This window comes from Nonomuraea sp. NPDC049750, from assembly GCF_040659625.1.
Lineage (GTDB): Bacteria > Actinomycetota > Actinomycetes > Streptosporangiales > Streptosporangiaceae > Nonomuraea.
Map to the genome: position 1 here is coordinate 261,132 of NZ_JBFANB010000006.1, position 14,862 is coordinate 275,993.

Below are 14,862 nucleotides of genomic sequence, written 5' to 3' on the forward strand. Positions count from 1 at the left end.
AGTATGCCTTCCGTGGGTGAAAAATAAGGTTACGAATCAGGGAGATTCTGCCATTCCTGGCGCCGGGCCTCGGCCAGCGCGATGGCGGCGGCCACCGAGACGTTGAACGAGCCGACCCGCCCGACCTGCGGGATGTAGCAGACCCCGTCGACGGCGTCGAGCAGGGCCGGTGAGCAGCCGTGGTCCTCACTGCCGACCACCAGGCACACGTCGCGGCCCAGGTCGGCCTGGTGCAGCGGCACGGCCTCGGCGGTCAGCTCGATGGCCAGCACGGAGTAGCCGTCCTCGCGGGCGGCCTTCACCGCGTCGACGGCGGGGACCGGCTCGTGCCAGGTGACCAGCCGCTCGGTGCCGAGTGCCGTCTTGCCCGCCTTCGGGTTGGTCGGCGGGGTGGCGTTGCCCGCGAGCCAGATCTGGTCGACGCCGAACGCGGCGGCGCTGCGGAAGATCGAGCCGACGTTGAACGGGCCGGTGACCGACTCGAGGATCAGCGACAGCCGGTTCGAGGTGTTTCTGCGCCAGGTGCGGTTGAGCCGCTTGACGTCGGTGGGGCGCAGCTGCCTTCTCATCGGGTTACCTTCAGGATTCGGTAGGCGGCGCGGGAGGCCGCGCGGTCGGCCTGCCAGCCCTGCTCGCCGAGCCAGCGCTGCAGCGAGTCGGAGCCGAGGTGCTTCTGTACGACCAGGTAGGCGACGCCGTCGGGTGTCAGCCGGGTGAGCCAGCGGGTGAGCATCTCGTGCAGGGCGGGCTTGCCAATACGGATAGCGGGATTAGACCAGATAGCCCGAAATTTCACGTCATCGGGTACCTCGTCGATATGCACAGACCTTACTTTGTCAAGGCGCGCGGCCTGGGCGTTGCGCGCCGTGAGCTCCACGCTGCGCCGGTTCACGTCGACGGCCCAGACGCTCGCGTCGGGCGCCCGCGAGGCCATGGTCAGCGCGATCGGGCCGTAGCCGCAGCCCAGGTCGAGCAGGTCGCCCTCCTGTGGCGGCGGCGGCACGCTCTCCAGCAGCACGCGGGTGCCGAGATCGACCCGCTCGGGCGAGAACACCCCCCGGTCGGTCTCCAATCGCAGGTGCAGGTCGGGCAGCACCAGGTCGACGGAGCCCGGCCGGCTCGCGGTCCGCGGCTGTTCGGAGAAGTAGTGGGCCACGTGCCAAAACGTTACGGGATCCGGGCACCGAACAGGACCGCGGCACCCGCCACCAGCAGCCCGGCCACCATGGCGGCCACGATGAACCACTGGGTGACCTCCTGGTCCACCAGCTTGAAGCCGAGAGAGGTGCCGATCTGCTCGTAGACGTCACGCAGCTCGCTGCCGGACTCCGCGGCGTAGGCCCGGCCGCTGGTGCCGTCGGACAGTGACTGCAGGGTCTGCTTGTTGACCGGCACGTTCACCGGCCGGCCGTCGATGGAGACGGTGCCCTCCTGCGTGCCGTACGCGATCGTGGAGACCGGCACCCGTGCCTGCTGGGCGGCGTCGATGGCCTCGTTGACGCCCCGGCCCGAGGTGTTGTCGCCGTCGGACAGCAGCACGATCGCGGCCGGTGGCGGGTCGGTGGCGGCCTGCTGGTCGAAGGATCGTACGGAGTCGAGCGAGTTGAACACCGCCTCGCCGATCGCGGTGCCCGGCCGGGTGGTCAGGTTGCCGATCGCGGTCACGACGGCCTGGTGGTCGGTGGTGGGGGCGATGACCACGTTGGCCGAGCGGGCGAAGGAGACCACGCCCACGTTGAAGCGGTCGGGCAGCTCCCTGGCGAAGGCCTGGGCGGCGGCCTTGGCGGCGCTGATCCGGTTGGGCTGGACGTCGTCGGCGTCCATCGACAGCGACACGTCCAGCGCGATCATGATGGTGGCCCGGTCGCGCGGCACCTTCACCTGGTCGGCCGGCTTGGCCGCGCCGATGACCAGGAGCGACATCATGGCCAGGAACAGCAGCGGCGCCACGTGCCGCCGCCAGCCGGGGCCCGCGGGCGCGACCAGGTCGAGCAGCGCGAGGTTGGTGAAGCGCACGGTGTAGCGGCGCCTGGCGAACTGCGCCACGACGTATCCGACCACGAGCAGTGCCACCACCGCGAACAGCCACAACCACGCCGGCGACAGAAAGGTCACCCTGCCTCCTTCTTTCGGCCTGCCTCCTTCGGCATAGGCCCATTGTCGCGCTGTTCGATGGCGGTCCCGCTACGCACGTGCCCTCCGATGGGCGAGATGGGTCATGCGCCGCTGGCGGAGGACGAACTGCGCGATGTCGAACACCCAGTCCCTGTCGGTCCGCAGCACCAGGTGCGCCACACCGGCGCGGCGCAGTGCGGCCTTGGTGCCTTCGCGTTGCAGTGCTGCCGCTTCGGCATAGTCTCGGCGTACTTTAGGGGAAAGGTGCACTTCGCGTACGTGCCCGCTCTCGGGGTCGGCGAACGCGACCCGGCCCACATCGGGGAGTTCGAGCTCGCGCGGATCGATGATCTCCACGGCCAGCACCTGGTGGCGGGCCGACAATCGCTTGATCGGCCGCTCCCAGGGCCGCTCGGCGCCGGGGTCGAGCTCGGGCTTGGCGTCGAGGAAATCCGACACGATCAGCCGCATGCCGCGCCGCCTGCGGGTGGCGGCCAGCACGTCGATGCCCTCCGCCAGGTCGGGCGCGTCGGGTACGGCCTGCCCGCGCGGCGCGTCCATCAGCGAGTGCAGCAGCCCGTACAGGGCGGGCCGCCCGGTGCGCGCCGGCATCCGGTGCACGAACTCGTCGTGCAGCACCAGCGCCCCGAACCGGTCGCCCATCCGGCTGGACAGGAACCCGATCGCGCCCACCGCGGCCACCACCAGGTCGCGCTTGTCGCTCTCGGCGGTGCCGAAGTCCATGCTGGGCGACAGATCGGCCAGCGCCCAGGTCTCCAGCTCGCGGTCGGCGATCAGGTCGCGGACGTGCGGCACGGTCGTGCGGGCGGTGACCGCCCAGTCCATCCGGCGCACGTCGTCCTCGCCGGGCACGTAGACGCGGCTGTCGCCCGCCTCGCTGCCCGTCCCCGGCAGCAGCCCCAGGTGAGCGCCGTGCAGCAGCCCGTCGAGCCGCCGGGTCACCGTCAGCTCCAGCCGCCGCAGCGCCTGCTCGGCCGTCCTCATCAGCCGCGCTCCGTCCGCGTCATCGGTGCTGCTTCCGTTCCCGTCATCGGTTCTGGTTCCACACGACGAGGGGCGGCGGTACGGCGTGCAGGATCTGCCGGACGACCTGTTCGGGATCGACGCCGTCGGCCAGCGCGTCGAAGGTGAGCATCAGCCGGTGCGACATCACGTCGACGGCCACGTCCCGTACATCGTCGGGCAGCAGGTAGTCACGGCCCCGCAGCAGGGCCAGCGCGCGCCCGGCGGAGACCAGGCCGAGCGTGGCGCGCGGGCTGACGCCGATCTCGATGGTCTCGGCCAGCTGGCCCAGCCCGTACTCGGCGGGCGAGCGGGTGGACATGACCAGCCGTACGACATAGTCGGCGACGAGCTGGTGGACCGAGATCTGCTCGGCCGCCTCCTGCAGCGCCATCAGCCGCGCGGGGTCCAGCACGCGCTCGGGCGTCGGCGGGGTGACGCTCATGCGGTGCAGGATCTCCAGCTCCTCGTGCGCGCTCGGGTGCGGCACCCGTACGCGGAACAGGAACCGGTCGCGCTGCACCTCGGGCAGCGGGTAGACGCCTTCGGACTCGATCGGATTCTGTGTGGCCAGCACGATGAACGGCTTGGGCAGCTGGTGCGTGACCCCGGCCAGCGTGACCTGGCGCTCGGCCATCACCTCCAGCAGCGCCGACTGAACCTTGGCGGGCGCCCGGTTGATCTCGTCGGCGAGCAGGAAGTTGACGAACACCGGACCCAGTTCGACGTCGAACTTCTCGTTGGAGGGATGGAACACGCGGGTGCCGACGATGTCGCTCGGCACCAGGTCCGGAGTGAACTGGATCCGGGCGAACGTGCCGCCCACCACCGTGGCCAAGGTGGCGGCGGCGAGGGTCTTGGCGACGCCTGGCACGCCTTCCAGCAGGCAGTGACCGCGGGCCAGCAACGCGACGACCAGCCTCTCGACCATGTGGTCCTGGCCGACGATCACCCGCCGGACCTCGTCAAGGGTCTGACGCAGCACGGCCGCATCGGTTTCGTCTGGCAAATCTTCGGCGACGCTCATGACGCCATTCCACCAAACGTCCCGCAAACGTGCACGGCGCCGGTCTGTGCTTTCATGGCAAACGTGGCCAGTCCGCTGCAGTACGGAGATCCGCCCCGGCTCGGGCCGTTCGTGGTGCAGGCCCGCCTGCACTCGGCGCCGGCCGGTTTCGTCTACCTCGGGCAGGGGGCGGACGGGCGCGCCGTCTCCCTGGCCGTGCTGACCCGGGGCGCCGCCTTCGACGCCGCCGCGCGCGAACGGTTCGTGACCGTGATGCGCGAGGCCGCGCCCGCCGGCATGCGCGGCTGGCTCGGCCGGGCCACCAAGACGCGCGCCGCGGTGCTGGAGGGCGCGCCGGAGGTGCTGGCGATGGAGACCGGTACGGCGCCCTGGGTAGCGGTGCCGTACACGCCGGGCCGGCCGGGGGCCGAGTGGTTCCTGGAGCCGGTGATGGTCGGCGGCACCCTCATCGGCCAGGCGCACGGCCCGGACTTCGTGCCGTACTGGCTGACCGACCGCGCCCCCGCCCTGCCCGGCCAACCGCGCGGCCGCCGCCCGCTCACCGAGACGCGCCGGCGGGTGCTAATGGCCGCGCTGGCGCTGGCCGTGCTGTTGCTGCTCGGTACGGTGATCGCGTTGCTGCTGATCATGGGCAGGGAGGACACCGAGCCGCTGCCCAGGCCCCTGCCGCCGACGAACTTCCAACCGACGGCGCCCCCGACGCCGGCCACGCCGGAGCCGCAGCAGCCGACGCCCAGCCAGACGCCGGGGCCGAGCAAGAGCGGCCAGGGCACGCCGGGGCCGTCGCCCGGCGAGGACACGGGAGACGGCTCGCCGCTCTGATCTCCCGGCCCGTCGTCATGGTGCCTTCCGGGAACTGCTTTGCGGCGCGCGGGCTCGCGGGTCGCGGGTTTTCGGTTTGAGTCTCACGATGCGTGAGGTTCTAGCGTCCGTGGACATGGAGTTCATCTAAATGGTGGCGCGGAGACCCGGTCCGTCAGGGCCGGGAGGAAGCGCCACCTCTCCTTTCGAAAACAGTATGGAAAGACTCGGTCACGTTCGGTAATGTGTGCGGTGGGTGAGGACGCTGTGACAGGAGGTGCGCGATGGCGATCCGCCGCTCCGCCACCAAACGCCACGGCCTGCCCTCGATCGTGCAGCTCCGGCTCACGCCCGCCCCGGCCCAGGCCGACGCCCTGGCCGCGGCGGTGCTGTTGTGCAATCAGGCGGCCACCGTCATCTCCCGGCTGGCCTTCCAGCATCGCGTCTTCACCGTGCTGGAGTTGCATCGGCTGGCCTACTACGAGGTGCGCGGGCAGGTGGCCGGGCTGGGCGCGCAAGCGGCCGTGCGGGCGATCGCCAGGGTCGCCGGCGCCTACGCCAACCGGCGCGCCAGCAAGAAACGCGCCCACATCTTCCGCCCGCACGGTGCTATCCCCTATGACGCCCGGCTGATGAGCTTCAACCGTGATGCCCGGACGGTGTCGCTGTGGACTCCCACCGGCCGCGTCACCGTCGCCTACACCGGCCGGCCGGAAGACCTCAAAGCCATCGAGGCACTGCCGCTCGGTGAGGCCGATCTGATCTGCCGGCGCGGCGTGTGGCTGTTGCAGGTCGCGCTCACCCTGCCTGCACCGGTGGTGCGTGAGCCGGTTCACGGATTTGTGGGGGTGGATCAAGGGGTGGCGAACCTGGCGGTCACCTCCGACGGCGCGGTGCTGCCCGGCCCCGCACTGCCCGGGCCGGTCGGCGGCAACGGCCACGTCCGCACCCTGCGACAGCGGCGGCACCGGCAACGCCGACGGCTGCAGAAGAAGGGCACTGCTTCGGCGCGGCGGGTGCTGCGCCGCCTGTCCGGTCGTGAGCACCTAATGATGACGGACCTCAACCACCAAATCTCGACGTTTGTGGTGCGTGAAGCCGAACGCACCGGCCGTGGTGTCGCCTTGGAGGATCTGCAGGGCATTCGCGGGCGGGTAAGGGCTCATCGGTTCCAGCGGCGCACCCTGCACAACTGGACGTTCGCCCAGCAGATCACCTTCACCCGCTACAAGACCGCCCGCGCCGGGATCGCCTTCCTACTGGTCGACCCCGCCTACACCTCGCAGACGTGTCCCGAATGCGGGTACGTGTCCAGGGCGAACCGGCCGGCGCGGGGCCGGTTCGTCTGCCAAAGGTGTGGCCTCGCTGGGCACGCCGACCACATCGCGGCCCGCAACATCGCCACACGCGGCATAGCGGGCTGGGCTGCCATCAACCAGCCACACGCTACCGGCCTCCCTTCCGCCAGACGGGACCGCGAGAGCAAACCACCGGATTCACCCGGTGGTAGTTGATCGTTCAAGACACGCACGCGCCCATGGCCGAGTTGCAGGAGTAGCCGCAGCTCTCCTAGCCTGCTGTACCTGCTCGGCTGGCCGTCGGAGGAGATCATCGGCAGGATCGCGCACTGCGCCGTCCACGAGCTCCACCACCAGGCGCGCTACACCAACGTGCCGTGGCATCCGACGGTGGGGGAGCACGTGATCTCCGAAGGGCTGGCGGAGGCGTTCGTACGGGAGCTGTCGGGGGCCGAGGCCATGGGGCCGTGGTCGTCAATGGTCAGCGGCGAGGAGCTGGAGCGGGCCTACGAGAAGATCATGGCCGACTTCGATCTGGAGGGGATGCACCTCACGTCCGCGTACGTGCTGGGGGACACCACCGTGGCGCGATTCGGGCAGGAGCCTCGCGGCATTCCCGACATGGCCGGATATGCGGTTGGGTTGCGGCTGGTGGACGCGCACCTGGCCGTCACCGGGATGACGGTCGCGGAGAGCACGGCACTGCCGCTGTCGCAGCTCGTACGGCGGGGCGAGGCTTGATCGAGCTGAGGCTTTGGTCTCAGCGGGGTGAGACGAAGCCCGACTCGTAAGCGGCGATCACGGCCTGGGTGCGGTCTCGCGCGCCCAGCTTCGTGAGCACGTTGCCGACATGCGTCTTGACGGTCTCCTGGCTGACGACCAGCTCGGCGGCGATCTCGCCGTTGGACAGCCCCCTGGTCATCAGCCGCAGCACGTCACCCTCGCGGCCCGTCAGCCGCCCGATGCCAGGCACCGAGGCGGGCCGGGCGGCGGGGGACTGACGGCCGGCCAGCGTCCGGATCGCCGCCGGGAACAGCAGCGACTCCCCGGCCGCCACCAGCTTGATCGCGTGGACCAGCTCGTCGGGCCTGGTCCGCTTGAGCAGGAACCCGCTGGCGCCCGCCCGCAACGCCTCGTAGACGTAGTCGTCGTTCTCGAACGTGGTGACCACCAGCACCTTGGGCGCCTCGTCCATGGCCATCAGGCGCCGGGTGGCCTGGATGCCGTCGACGGCGGGCATGCGTACGTCCATCAGGACCACGTCGGGCCGCTCGCGGCGCACCACGGGCACCACCGCGGCACCGTCACCGGCCTCGCCGACCACACTCAGCCCCGGCTCGGCGTCGATGATGACGCGCAGACCGGCCCGGATGAGGTCCTCGTCGTCGGCGATCACGACCTTGAGCGTCATGAACTCGACCGCCTGGGCGTCGACCGTAGCGGTGCCGACCATGGGGGTGTCGCGGAACCGACCGTGGATGTCATGAAGCCGACCGTAGCGGCAGCCGGACGGACACGCGCCAGCCGCCCTCCACCGGTCCCGCCTCCAGGTCGCCGCGCAGCAGGCGGACACGCTCCCCCATACCGGTCACACCGCGACCACCCGACCGGCCGCCGGGTTCTGCGTCGGGCCCGGTGGCTGTCCGGCCGTCCGGTTCGACGCCTGGCCGCTTGGGCTGCGCGCTTGACTGGTGGGTCTGTTTGGTCTGTGCGTCTGGCCGGCCACCCGACCGGGCGCCGTTCGCGGCGGTCCTGTTGGTGATCTCCAGTCTCAGGTCGTCGTCCTGTACGGCGACGGCCAGGCGTACCGGCCCCTGACCGTGTTTGATGGCGTTGGTCAGCGCCTCCTGGACGATCCGGTAGGCCTCCCTGGAGACCACGGCGGGCACGCCGGTCAGGTCGCCCACCTCGGGGCGCACGTCGGCGCCGGTGGCGGTGGCGAGGTCGCCGAGATCGGCCAGCGTCGCCTGCGGCGGCCCGGCCTCCGGGGGCGGGGAGCCCTCGCGCAGGACGCCGAGGACGTGGTCGAGGTCGTCCAGGGCGGCGCGGGCCGACTGCTCGATGGCCGCCAGGGCCGTCCTGGCCGTCTCCGGGTCGCGGTCGAGCACCCGCCCGGCCGCGGCGGCCTGGAGGGTGACGACGCTCAGGGCGTGGCCGACGGAGTCGTGCAGTTCGCGCGCCAGGCGGTTGCGCTCGGCCAGCGTACGGGCCTGACGCTCGGCCGCGGCCAGTCGTTCGCCCGGGGTGGGGCCGAGCAGCGCGGGGGCCAGCCGGGCCAGCAGAGCGCCCCCACCGGCCGCCACCAGCACCACCGCGCCCAGCACGGCCAGCCCGAGCAGGGGCCAGCCCAGTGCTGCCCAGCCCGGCTCGACGTCGAACCCCAGCAGGCGCGCGGGCCCGCCGGCGAACGGCACCGCGAAGGTGAAGACCGTGAACGGAATCCCGGCCAGCGTGAACCCGCTCGCCACGCCGCCGACTCCCAGATGAAGGGTGTACCAGGCGGTCGTGCGCCACCGTTCCTCCCACGAGCGGCGCGCCTGCCTGGGCGGCGTCTCCACGCCGACGCCGAGCAGCCCTTGAGCGGCGCTCACCTCCAGCGCCCGTACCGGCAGGAACAGCCCGGTCAGCGCCACCACCGGCAGCACCGCCACGAACACCCCGAGCTGGGCGGGCAGGTAAATATTGGCCGACTGGCCCTGGAGCAGGCCCGACGTCAGGACCCCGGCCATCATGTACGGCATCAGCAGCGCGCCGCCGAGGATCAGGCACGCCCATCGCCGGGGCAGGTTCCATCTCACACTCGCGATTGTATGTCGATGGTTATTCGCTCTCGGTGGAATGCGCCTTTAGAGAAATGCGCCCCCAGCGAAAAGGAGCTGGAATTCCGGCGGTCCGGGTCTAGCGTCGTTGAATAGTTCGAGAGAAAGGCGATTCCATGACGGAGACCCAGCGCGCGGCCTGGCCTGACCAGGTGAGCCAGCGCCTGCTGAAGGAGCGCATACTTGTTCTCGGCCAGGAGGTCGACGACGAGATATGCAATCGGCTGTGCGGCGAGCTTCTTTTGCTGGCGGCTGAGGACCCGAATCGGGACATAACGCTTTACATCAATTCGCCCGGCGGATCGGTGACCGCGGGTATGGCTCTTTACGACATGATGCAGTTCGTCCCGTGCGACGTCGCGACGGTCGCGATGGGCTTCGCCGCCTCCATGGGGCAGCTGCTGCTGTGCGCCGGCGCCCCCGGCAAGCGCTACGCGCTGCCCAACGCGCGGATCGTCATGCACCAGCCGCTCGGCGGCATCGGCGGCTCGGCCGCCGACATCCAGATCCAGGCGGAGAGCCTGCTCTACACCAAGCGCAGGCTGGCCGAGATCATCGCCCAGCACACCGGCCGGCCGCTGGAGCAGATCCAGGCCGACTCCGACCGCGACCGCTGGTTCACCGCGCAGGAGGCGCTCGAATACGGATTCGTCGACCACCTGGCCGAGGGGATGAACTGACATGAGCGGACGTTACGTGCTGCCCTCGTTCACCGAGCGCACCTCTTACGGCATGAAGGAGATGAACCCGTACAACAAGCTGTTCGAGGATCGGGTCATCTTCGTGGGCACGCCGATCGACGACACCAGCGCCAACGACGTGATGGCGCAATTGCTGACGCTGGAGTCGCTCGACCCCGACCAGGACATCAACATGTACATCAACTCGCCGGGCGGCTCTTTCACCGCCATGACGGCGATCTACGACACGATGCAGTTCGTCCGGCCGGAGATCCACACCGTCTGCATCGGCGAGGCCTCCTCGGCCGCCGCGGTCCTGCTGGCGGCGGGCACGCCCGGCAAGCGCGCCGCCCTGCCGCACGCCCGCATCCTGCTGCACCAGCCCGCCACCGAGGGCGGCCGGGGTCAGTCGAGCGACATGGAGATCCACGCCAGGGAGATCCTGCGCATGCGCGACCAGCAGGAGGCCATGCTGGCCCGGCACACGGGCAGGACGGAGCTGGAGATCAGGAAGGACATCGAGCGCGACCGGATCTTCACGGCCGAGCAGGCACGCTCCTATCAATTGATCGACGACATCTACGCCTCCCGGAAACGGACGCTGACCACCACCCGCTGAAGGGTGCAACCGGACGCTGGCAGCCACGCTCGCTGAAGCACGAAAGTGGCCGCCGGCCGCTGGCGGTTGCCTGCTGAAGTGCGGATGCGTGAAGTGCGGACGCGGCCACCGACGGTCTCTGGCTGAAGGGCGGAGGTGGCCGCTGTCAGCCGCGCCAGCTGTCAGCCGCGCCCGCTGAAGCGCGGACGCGGACGCTGAAGCGCGGACGCGGCCACCGACAAGCCGCTCGCCGGGCGCCCGGCGAGGGTGAGGGCGCCGGGTGAGGGCGCCGGGCGAGAGTGAGGGCGCCGGGTGAGGGCGAGGATATGCGGGGCGGCCTGCTTTGAGCCTGGTGTGTAGCGGCCGCCCCGAGCCCTTCGGGACCAAAGGGGCATCCCACCTGACTGACTGCGAAAGCAGGACATATACGCTTCTGGCGGTTCTCGGGGGAAATCGGGGGAGTGGCGTGCCGCTGGAGCATGTGGTGTTGGTGTTGGCGGCTGCCCTGTGCGCGGGCTGGGTCGACGCCGTCGTGGGCGGTGGCGGGCTGGTGCAGCTGCCCGCGGTGATGGTGACGGGTATACCGCCCGTACAAGCGATGGCCACCAACAAGCTCTCCTCCGTCTTCGGCACCGCCTCGGCCGCCGTGACCTACGCGCGCACCACGAAGCTGGATCGGGCGGTCGCGCTGCCCGGCGTGGGGCTGGCCGTGGTCAGCGCCGGGCTGGGCGCCATGGCCGCGGCCGCGATCTCGGCGGAGGTGCTGCGCCCCGCCGTGATGGTGGTGCTGATCGGCGTGGCCGCCTTCGTGACGCTGCGTCCGGCGATGGGCTCGGTGCCGCAGCCCCATTTGCGGACGAACGGCCGTGTCGTGGCGGCCGTGGTGATCGCGGGCGTGGGCATCGCCTTCTACGACGGCATCATGGGGCCGGGTACGGGGACGTTCCTGATCATCGCGTTCACCACGATCCTCGGCCTCGACTTCGTGTCGGCCTCCGCCTCGGCGAAGATCATCAATACCGGGACCAACCTGGGCGCGCTGTTCGTGTTCGGCTGGCAGGGGCACCTGCTGTGGGGGCTGGGCCTGGGGATGGCCGTCTGCAACGTGGCGGGCGCGCAGTTGGGCGCCCGCATGGCGCTCAAGCGCGGCACGGGCTTCGTCCGCGTCGTGCTCCTGTGCGTGGTGGTGGCCATGGTGATCAGGCTGGGCTGGCAGCAGTTCGGCTAGCCCCCGACCGGTCCCGGACCTCACGACCTCCGGGACCTCACGACCTCCGGGACCCCGGGACCTCACGACCTCCGGGACCCCGGGACCTCGGGGCCGCGAGACCTCCGATGCTCAGGAACCTCGGGGCCGCGAGACCTCCGAGACCTCCGGGCCTCCGGGACCTCCGGACCCCCCGGGAGTCCCGAGCGGTCCCGATCCGACCGGGCCCGGACCCCGGTTCCGACTCGACCCGGCCGGTTAGGACCTGTTAGAGCGTGTCCGGCTAGGACCCGACCGGCTCGGTCGTACGAGTGCGTAGCGCGGTCGCGGCCAGCGCCACGAACGCGGCCAGTAGCGCCGGCACGGCCAGCGCCCGCGGCAGCCCGGAGAGTTCGGCGATGCCCCCGATGAGCACCGGCCCGGACAGGAACCCCAGATAGCCGATGCTCGCCACCCTCGCCAGCGCTCGCCCCGCGAACGCCGGGTCACGATGCCCGGCGGCGGAGAACACCTGCGGCACGATGCACGACAATCCCGCCCCGAAGCACCCGAACCCGGCCACCGCCGCCACCGGATGCCCGATCGTCAGGGCCAGTCCTAGCCCGGCGGCGGCCAGCAGCCCGCACCCGCGCACCAGCGCCACCGGCCCGAAGCGGGCGGCCAGCCGGTCCCCGGCCAGGCGCCCGGCCGTCATCATGATGGAGAACGCCGCATATCCCGCCGCCGCGAACCCCGCGGACGCGGCCAGGTCCTCCCGCAGGTAGACCGAGCTCCAGTCGGCCGCCGCGCCCTCGCCCACCAGGCAGCAGAACGCCAGTACGCCGAGGAAGAGGATGCCCTTGGGCAGCCCCGGGCGTACCCCGTCGGCCGAGATCACCGGAGCGGGGCGGGAGCGTAGCGCCCAGGCCGCCGCCCACGCGGCCAGCAGCGCGATCACCGCCCCGACGGACAGGAACGTGACGGTGGGGGAGAGCGCCAGGTGCGCGAACAGCCCGCCGGCCGCGGCGCCGGCGAACCCGCCGATGCTGAACACCGCGTGGAAGGACGACATGATCGGCCGTCCCCAGGCGCGTTCCACCTCCACCGCGTTGGCGTTCATCGAGACGTCCAGCACCCCGTGCACCACGCCGAACCCGAACAGCGCCGCGGCCAGCGTGCCCAGGTTCGCGGCGTAGGCGGGCAGGACGAGCACGACTCCCTGGAGCAGCGCCGCCGGGATCATGACGCGGCTGCTGCCGTAGCGGTCGACGAGGCGGCCGACCGCCTGCATGCCCACCACCGCTCCGGCGGCGATGGCCAGCAGCGCCAGGCTCAGCCGCCCGTCGCTCAGCCCGAGGTTCTCCTTGATGGCCGGAATCCGGGCCGTCCAGGTGCCCACGGCGGCCCCGGCGAGAAAGAACAGCAAATAAACGGCGACCCGCGCGCGGCTCACGGCGACTCCTGAGCGAGACGGACGGTGACTCGGGCGCGGTTCAACGGCGACTCCTGAGCGAGACGAACGGCGACCCGGGAACGCTTCACTGGGACTCCTGGACGAGACGGACGGCGACCCCGGCGGCCGTCAGGGCGTCGTGCTGCTCGCGCGGAATGCCGTCGTCGGTCACCACCACGTCGAGCCGCGAGATAGGGCAGACCGCGCCGAACGCCGTCCTGGCGAACTTGCCCGAGTCGCACGCCACGATCACCCGTCTGGCGGCGGCGATGGCGGCCTGCTTGACGGCCACCTCGGGCAGGTCGTGGGCGGTCAGCCCGTGCTCGGCGGACAGGCCGCAGCAGCCGATCACCGCCGTGTCGAAGCGCAGGGCCTTGATGGAGGTCTCGGTCAGGGGGCCCATGAAGTTCAGCTCGCCCTGCCGTACCTCTCCGCCGGGCAGCACCAGACGTACGCGCGGCGCCGCGGCCAGCAGTGACACCGACTGGAGCGCCAGCGGCAGCACGGTGAGCCGGCGGTCCAGCAGCGCGCGCGCCACTTCCAGCGCGGTCGTGCCGCCATCGAGCAGCACCGCCTCGCCGTCGGCGATCAGCCCGGCCACCTCGGCGCCGATCCGCTGCTTGGTCTCGACCGCCTCGCGCTCCCGCACGCCGAACGGCGGCTCCTCGCCGCGCAGCAGCAGCGACAGAGCGCCGCCTCTGACTCGGCGGAGTACGCCCTGCTGGGCCAGCTCGTCCAGATCGCGGCGGATCGTCATCTCCGACACGCCGTGCTCGGCGGCCAGTTCGGCGACCGAGACGCTGTCGTGGGTGCGGAGAGCGTTCATGATGGACATCACACGTTCCATGTGTTCATACAAACACGAATAATGTGCGCAATACAATGGGGTCATGCGCGCCAGCCGTCTGCTCTCCCTCCTGCTGCTCTTGCAGGCGCGTGGCCGGATGACCGCCACCGACCTGGCCGCGGAGCTGGAGGTGTCGGTCAGGACCGTCTATCGCGACGTCGAGGCGCTGTCGGCCGCCGGGGTTCCGGTCTACGCCGATCGCGGCCCGGCGGGCGGCTACCAACTGCTCGACGGCTACCGCACCCGGCTGACCGGGCTGACGGCAGAGGAGGCGTCGTCGCTGTTCCTGGCCGGTCTTCCCGGGCCCGCGGCCGAGCTGGGGCTGTCGGAGGTGGTGGCGAGCGCGGAGCTGAAACTGCTGGCCGCGCTGCCGCCCGAGCCGCGCTCGCACGCCTCCCGGATGCGCGAGCGCTTCCTGATGGACGTACCCGGCTGGTACCGCGACGCCGACGACGTGCCGCACCTCAGCGAGGTGGCCGCGGCGGTCTGGGAGCAGCGGCGGCTGCGGATGACCTACCGGCGCTGGGGCCAACAGGACGTCGAGCGGGAGGTGAACCCCTATGGGCTCGTGCTCAAGGGCGGCTCCTGGTACCTGATCGCCGCCCCCGACGGGCAGACGCCGCGCACCTATCGGGTGGCGCGCATCCTGACGCTGGAGACCCTGCCCGGCGGGTTCGACCGGCACGAGGGCTTCGACCTAGGTGATTTCTGGCAGGACTATTCGCGCGAGTTCCGTGAGCGCATGTACACCGCCGAGGCCGTCATCAAGGTCGCTCCCGGCACAGACAGCCTGCTCGCGTACACGATGGGCAACGACGTCGTCACCGCCGCCTTGGCCGAGGGCGGCGAGCCCGACGCGGAGGGCTGGCGCACGCTCACCGTACCGATCGAGTCGCTCACGCACGCCCGCTGGCTGCTGCTGCGGCTCGGGGCGAGCGTCGAGGTGCTGGGACCCCCCGAACTGCGCGCGCTGATGGCCGAGGCGATCGCGGAGCTCGGAAAAATCTACGGCTGA

16 protein-coding genes are annotated in these 14,862 nt (G+C 71.0%); 7 read left to right on the top strand and 9 right to left on the bottom strand.

Annotation, left to right across the window (positions count from 1 at the left end):
- Positions 1-29: 29 nt before the first annotated feature.
- The 5 genes from AB0J16_RS19240 to AB0J16_RS19260 form a co-directional block, all read right to left on the bottom strand.
- On the bottom strand, positions 30-569 hold the full coding sequence (locus tag AB0J16_RS19240) for a TrmH family RNA methyltransferase (RefSeq protein ID WP_358186117.1): 540 nt from the start codon (positions 567-569) through the stop codon (positions 30-32).
- On the bottom strand, positions 566-1,156 hold the full coding sequence (locus tag AB0J16_RS19245) for a methyltransferase (RefSeq protein WP_358540866.1): 591 nt from the start codon (positions 1,154-1,156) through the stop codon (positions 566-568). Before AB0J16_RS19245 ends, AB0J16_RS19240 begins: the two co-directional genes overlap by 4 nt.
- Positions 1,157-1,167: 11 nt before the next feature.
- Complete coding sequence (locus AB0J16_RS19250) at positions 1,168-2,115, bottom strand: VWA domain-containing protein (protein WP_358540869.1); 948 nt, start codon at positions 2,113-2,115, stop codon at positions 1,168-1,170.
- A 69-nt stretch (positions 2,116-2,184) separates the two neighbouring features.
- Entirely contained in the window at positions 2,185-3,120 is a 936-nt protein-coding gene (locus AB0J16_RS19255) for a DUF58 domain-containing protein (protein ID WP_357951815.1), read from the bottom strand.
- A 43-nt stretch (positions 3,121-3,163) separates the two neighbouring features.
- Positions 3,164-4,165: a MoxR family ATPase gene (locus tag AB0J16_RS19260; RefSeq protein WP_358540871.1), complete on the bottom strand. Its 1,002-nt coding sequence runs from the start codon at positions 4,163-4,165 to the stop codon at positions 3,164-3,166.
- Between the two features lie 54 nt (positions 4,166-4,219).
- Here AB0J16_RS19260 and AB0J16_RS19265 point away from each other — a divergent pair, with 54 nt between their 5' ends.
- From AB0J16_RS19265 to AB0J16_RS19275, 3 genes are all read left to right on the top strand, one after another.
- Positions 4,220-4,987: a hypothetical protein gene (locus AB0J16_RS19265; RefSeq protein WP_358540874.1), complete on the top strand. Its 768-nt coding sequence runs from the start codon at positions 4,220-4,222 to the stop codon at positions 4,985-4,987.
- Between the two features lie 263 nt (positions 4,988-5,250).
- A complete protein-coding gene (locus tag AB0J16_RS19270) occupies positions 5,251-6,480 on the top strand; it encodes a transposase (RefSeq protein WP_358540877.1) in 1,230 nt (409 codons plus the stop codon).
- A gap of 63 nt (positions 6,481-6,543) precedes the next feature.
- Complete coding sequence (locus tag AB0J16_RS19275) at positions 6,544-7,005, top strand: DUF2268 domain-containing putative Zn-dependent protease (protein WP_358541417.1); 462 nt, start codon at positions 6,544-6,546, stop codon at positions 7,003-7,005.
- Between the two features lie 19 nt (positions 7,006-7,024).
- On the opposite strand, the gene AB0J16_RS19280 is transcribed toward AB0J16_RS19275, so the two are convergent.
- Both AB0J16_RS19280 and AB0J16_RS19285 read right to left on the bottom strand, forming a co-directional pair.
- On the bottom strand, positions 7,025-7,675 hold the full coding sequence (locus AB0J16_RS19280; protein WP_358541420.1) for a response regulator transcription factor: 651 nt from the start codon (positions 7,673-7,675) through the stop codon (positions 7,025-7,027).
- Positions 7,676-7,745: 70 nt separating this feature from the next.
- On the bottom strand, positions 7,746-9,062 hold the full coding sequence (locus tag AB0J16_RS19285; protein WP_358540879.1) for a histidine kinase: 1,317 nt from the start codon (positions 9,060-9,062) through the stop codon (positions 7,746-7,748).
- A 137-nt stretch (positions 9,063-9,199) separates the two neighbouring features.
- Between AB0J16_RS19285 and AB0J16_RS19290 the strand changes: the two genes are divergently transcribed.
- From AB0J16_RS19290 to AB0J16_RS19300, 3 genes are all read left to right on the top strand, one after another.
- Positions 9,200-9,763 carry an ATP-dependent Clp protease proteolytic subunit gene (locus tag AB0J16_RS19290; RefSeq protein ID WP_358540882.1) on the top strand — a complete coding sequence of 188 codons (564 nt, stop codon included), beginning with the start codon at positions 9,200-9,202 and terminating at the stop codon, positions 9,761-9,763.
- Between the two features lies 1 nt (position 9,764).
- Entirely contained in the window at positions 9,765-10,382 is a 618-nt protein-coding gene (locus AB0J16_RS19295) for an ATP-dependent Clp protease proteolytic subunit (RefSeq protein ID WP_358540885.1), read from the top strand.
- A 445-nt stretch (positions 10,383-10,827) separates the two neighbouring features.
- Positions 10,828-11,589 (top strand): TSUP family transporter, encoded by a 762-nt coding sequence (locus AB0J16_RS19300; RefSeq protein WP_358540888.1) that lies wholly within the window; start codon positions 10,828-10,830, stop codon positions 11,587-11,589.
- Between the two features lie 262 nt (positions 11,590-11,851).
- Here AB0J16_RS19300 and AB0J16_RS19305 read toward each other — a convergent pair whose 3' ends face one another.
- Both AB0J16_RS19305 and AB0J16_RS19310 read right to left on the bottom strand, forming a co-directional pair.
- The gene (locus AB0J16_RS19305; protein WP_358540890.1) at positions 11,852-13,000 is read right to left on the bottom strand and encodes an MFS transporter; all 1,149 of its coding nucleotides are present in this window, start codon (positions 12,998-13,000) and stop codon (positions 11,852-11,854) included.
- An 85-nt stretch (positions 13,001-13,085) separates the two neighbouring features.
- Positions 13,086-13,892, bottom strand: coding sequence for a DeoR/GlpR family DNA-binding transcription regulator (locus AB0J16_RS19310; protein WP_358540893.1), 807 nt, complete (start codon positions 13,890-13,892; stop codon positions 13,086-13,088).
- On the opposite strand from AB0J16_RS19310, the gene AB0J16_RS19315 reads away from it, so the two are divergent.
- The gene (locus tag AB0J16_RS19315) at positions 13,891-14,862 is read left to right on the top strand and encodes a YafY family protein (protein ID WP_358540895.1); all 972 of its coding nucleotides are present in this window, start codon (positions 13,891-13,893) and stop codon (positions 14,860-14,862) included. The two genes, AB0J16_RS19310 and AB0J16_RS19315, sit on opposite strands and share 2 nt — an antisense overlap.

Bases quoted from the DNA above. Each gene is read 5' to 3' on its own strand.
- AB0J16_RS19290 (WP_358540882.1), top strand. From the start codon at position 9,200: ATGACGGAGACCCAGCGCGCGGCCTGGCCTGACCAGGTGAGCCAGCGC.
- AB0J16_RS19315 (WP_358540895.1), top strand. From the start codon at position 13,891: ATGCGCGCCAGCCGTCTGCTCTCCCTCCTGCTGCTCTTGCAGGCGCGT.
- AB0J16_RS19260 (WP_358540871.1), bottom strand. From the start codon at position 4,165: ATGAGCGTCGCCGAAGATTTGCCAGACGAAACCGATGCGGCCGTGCTG.
- AB0J16_RS19280 (WP_358541420.1), bottom strand. From the start codon at position 7,675: ATGACGCTCAAGGTCGTGATCGCCGACGACGAGGACCTCATCCGGGCC.
- AB0J16_RS19295 (WP_358540885.1), top strand. From the start codon at position 9,765: ATGAGCGGACGTTACGTGCTGCCCTCGTTCACCGAGCGCACCTCTTAC.
- AB0J16_RS19310 (WP_358540893.1), bottom strand. From the start codon at position 13,892: ATGACCCCATTGTATTGCGCACATTATTCGTGTTTGTATGAACACATG.
- AB0J16_RS19265 (WP_358540874.1), top strand. From the start codon at position 4,220: ATGGCAAACGTGGCCAGTCCGCTGCAGTACGGAGATCCGCCCCGGCTC.
- AB0J16_RS19270 (WP_358540877.1), top strand. From the start codon at position 5,251: ATGGCGATCCGCCGCTCCGCCACCAAACGCCACGGCCTGCCCTCGATC.
- AB0J16_RS19255 (WP_357951815.1), bottom strand. From the start codon at position 3,120: ATGAGGACGGCCGAGCAGGCGCTGCGGCGGCTGGAGCTGACGGTGACC.
- AB0J16_RS19240 (WP_358186117.1), bottom strand. From the start codon at position 569: ATGAGAAGGCAGCTGCGCCCCACCGACGTCAAGCGGCTCAACCGCACC.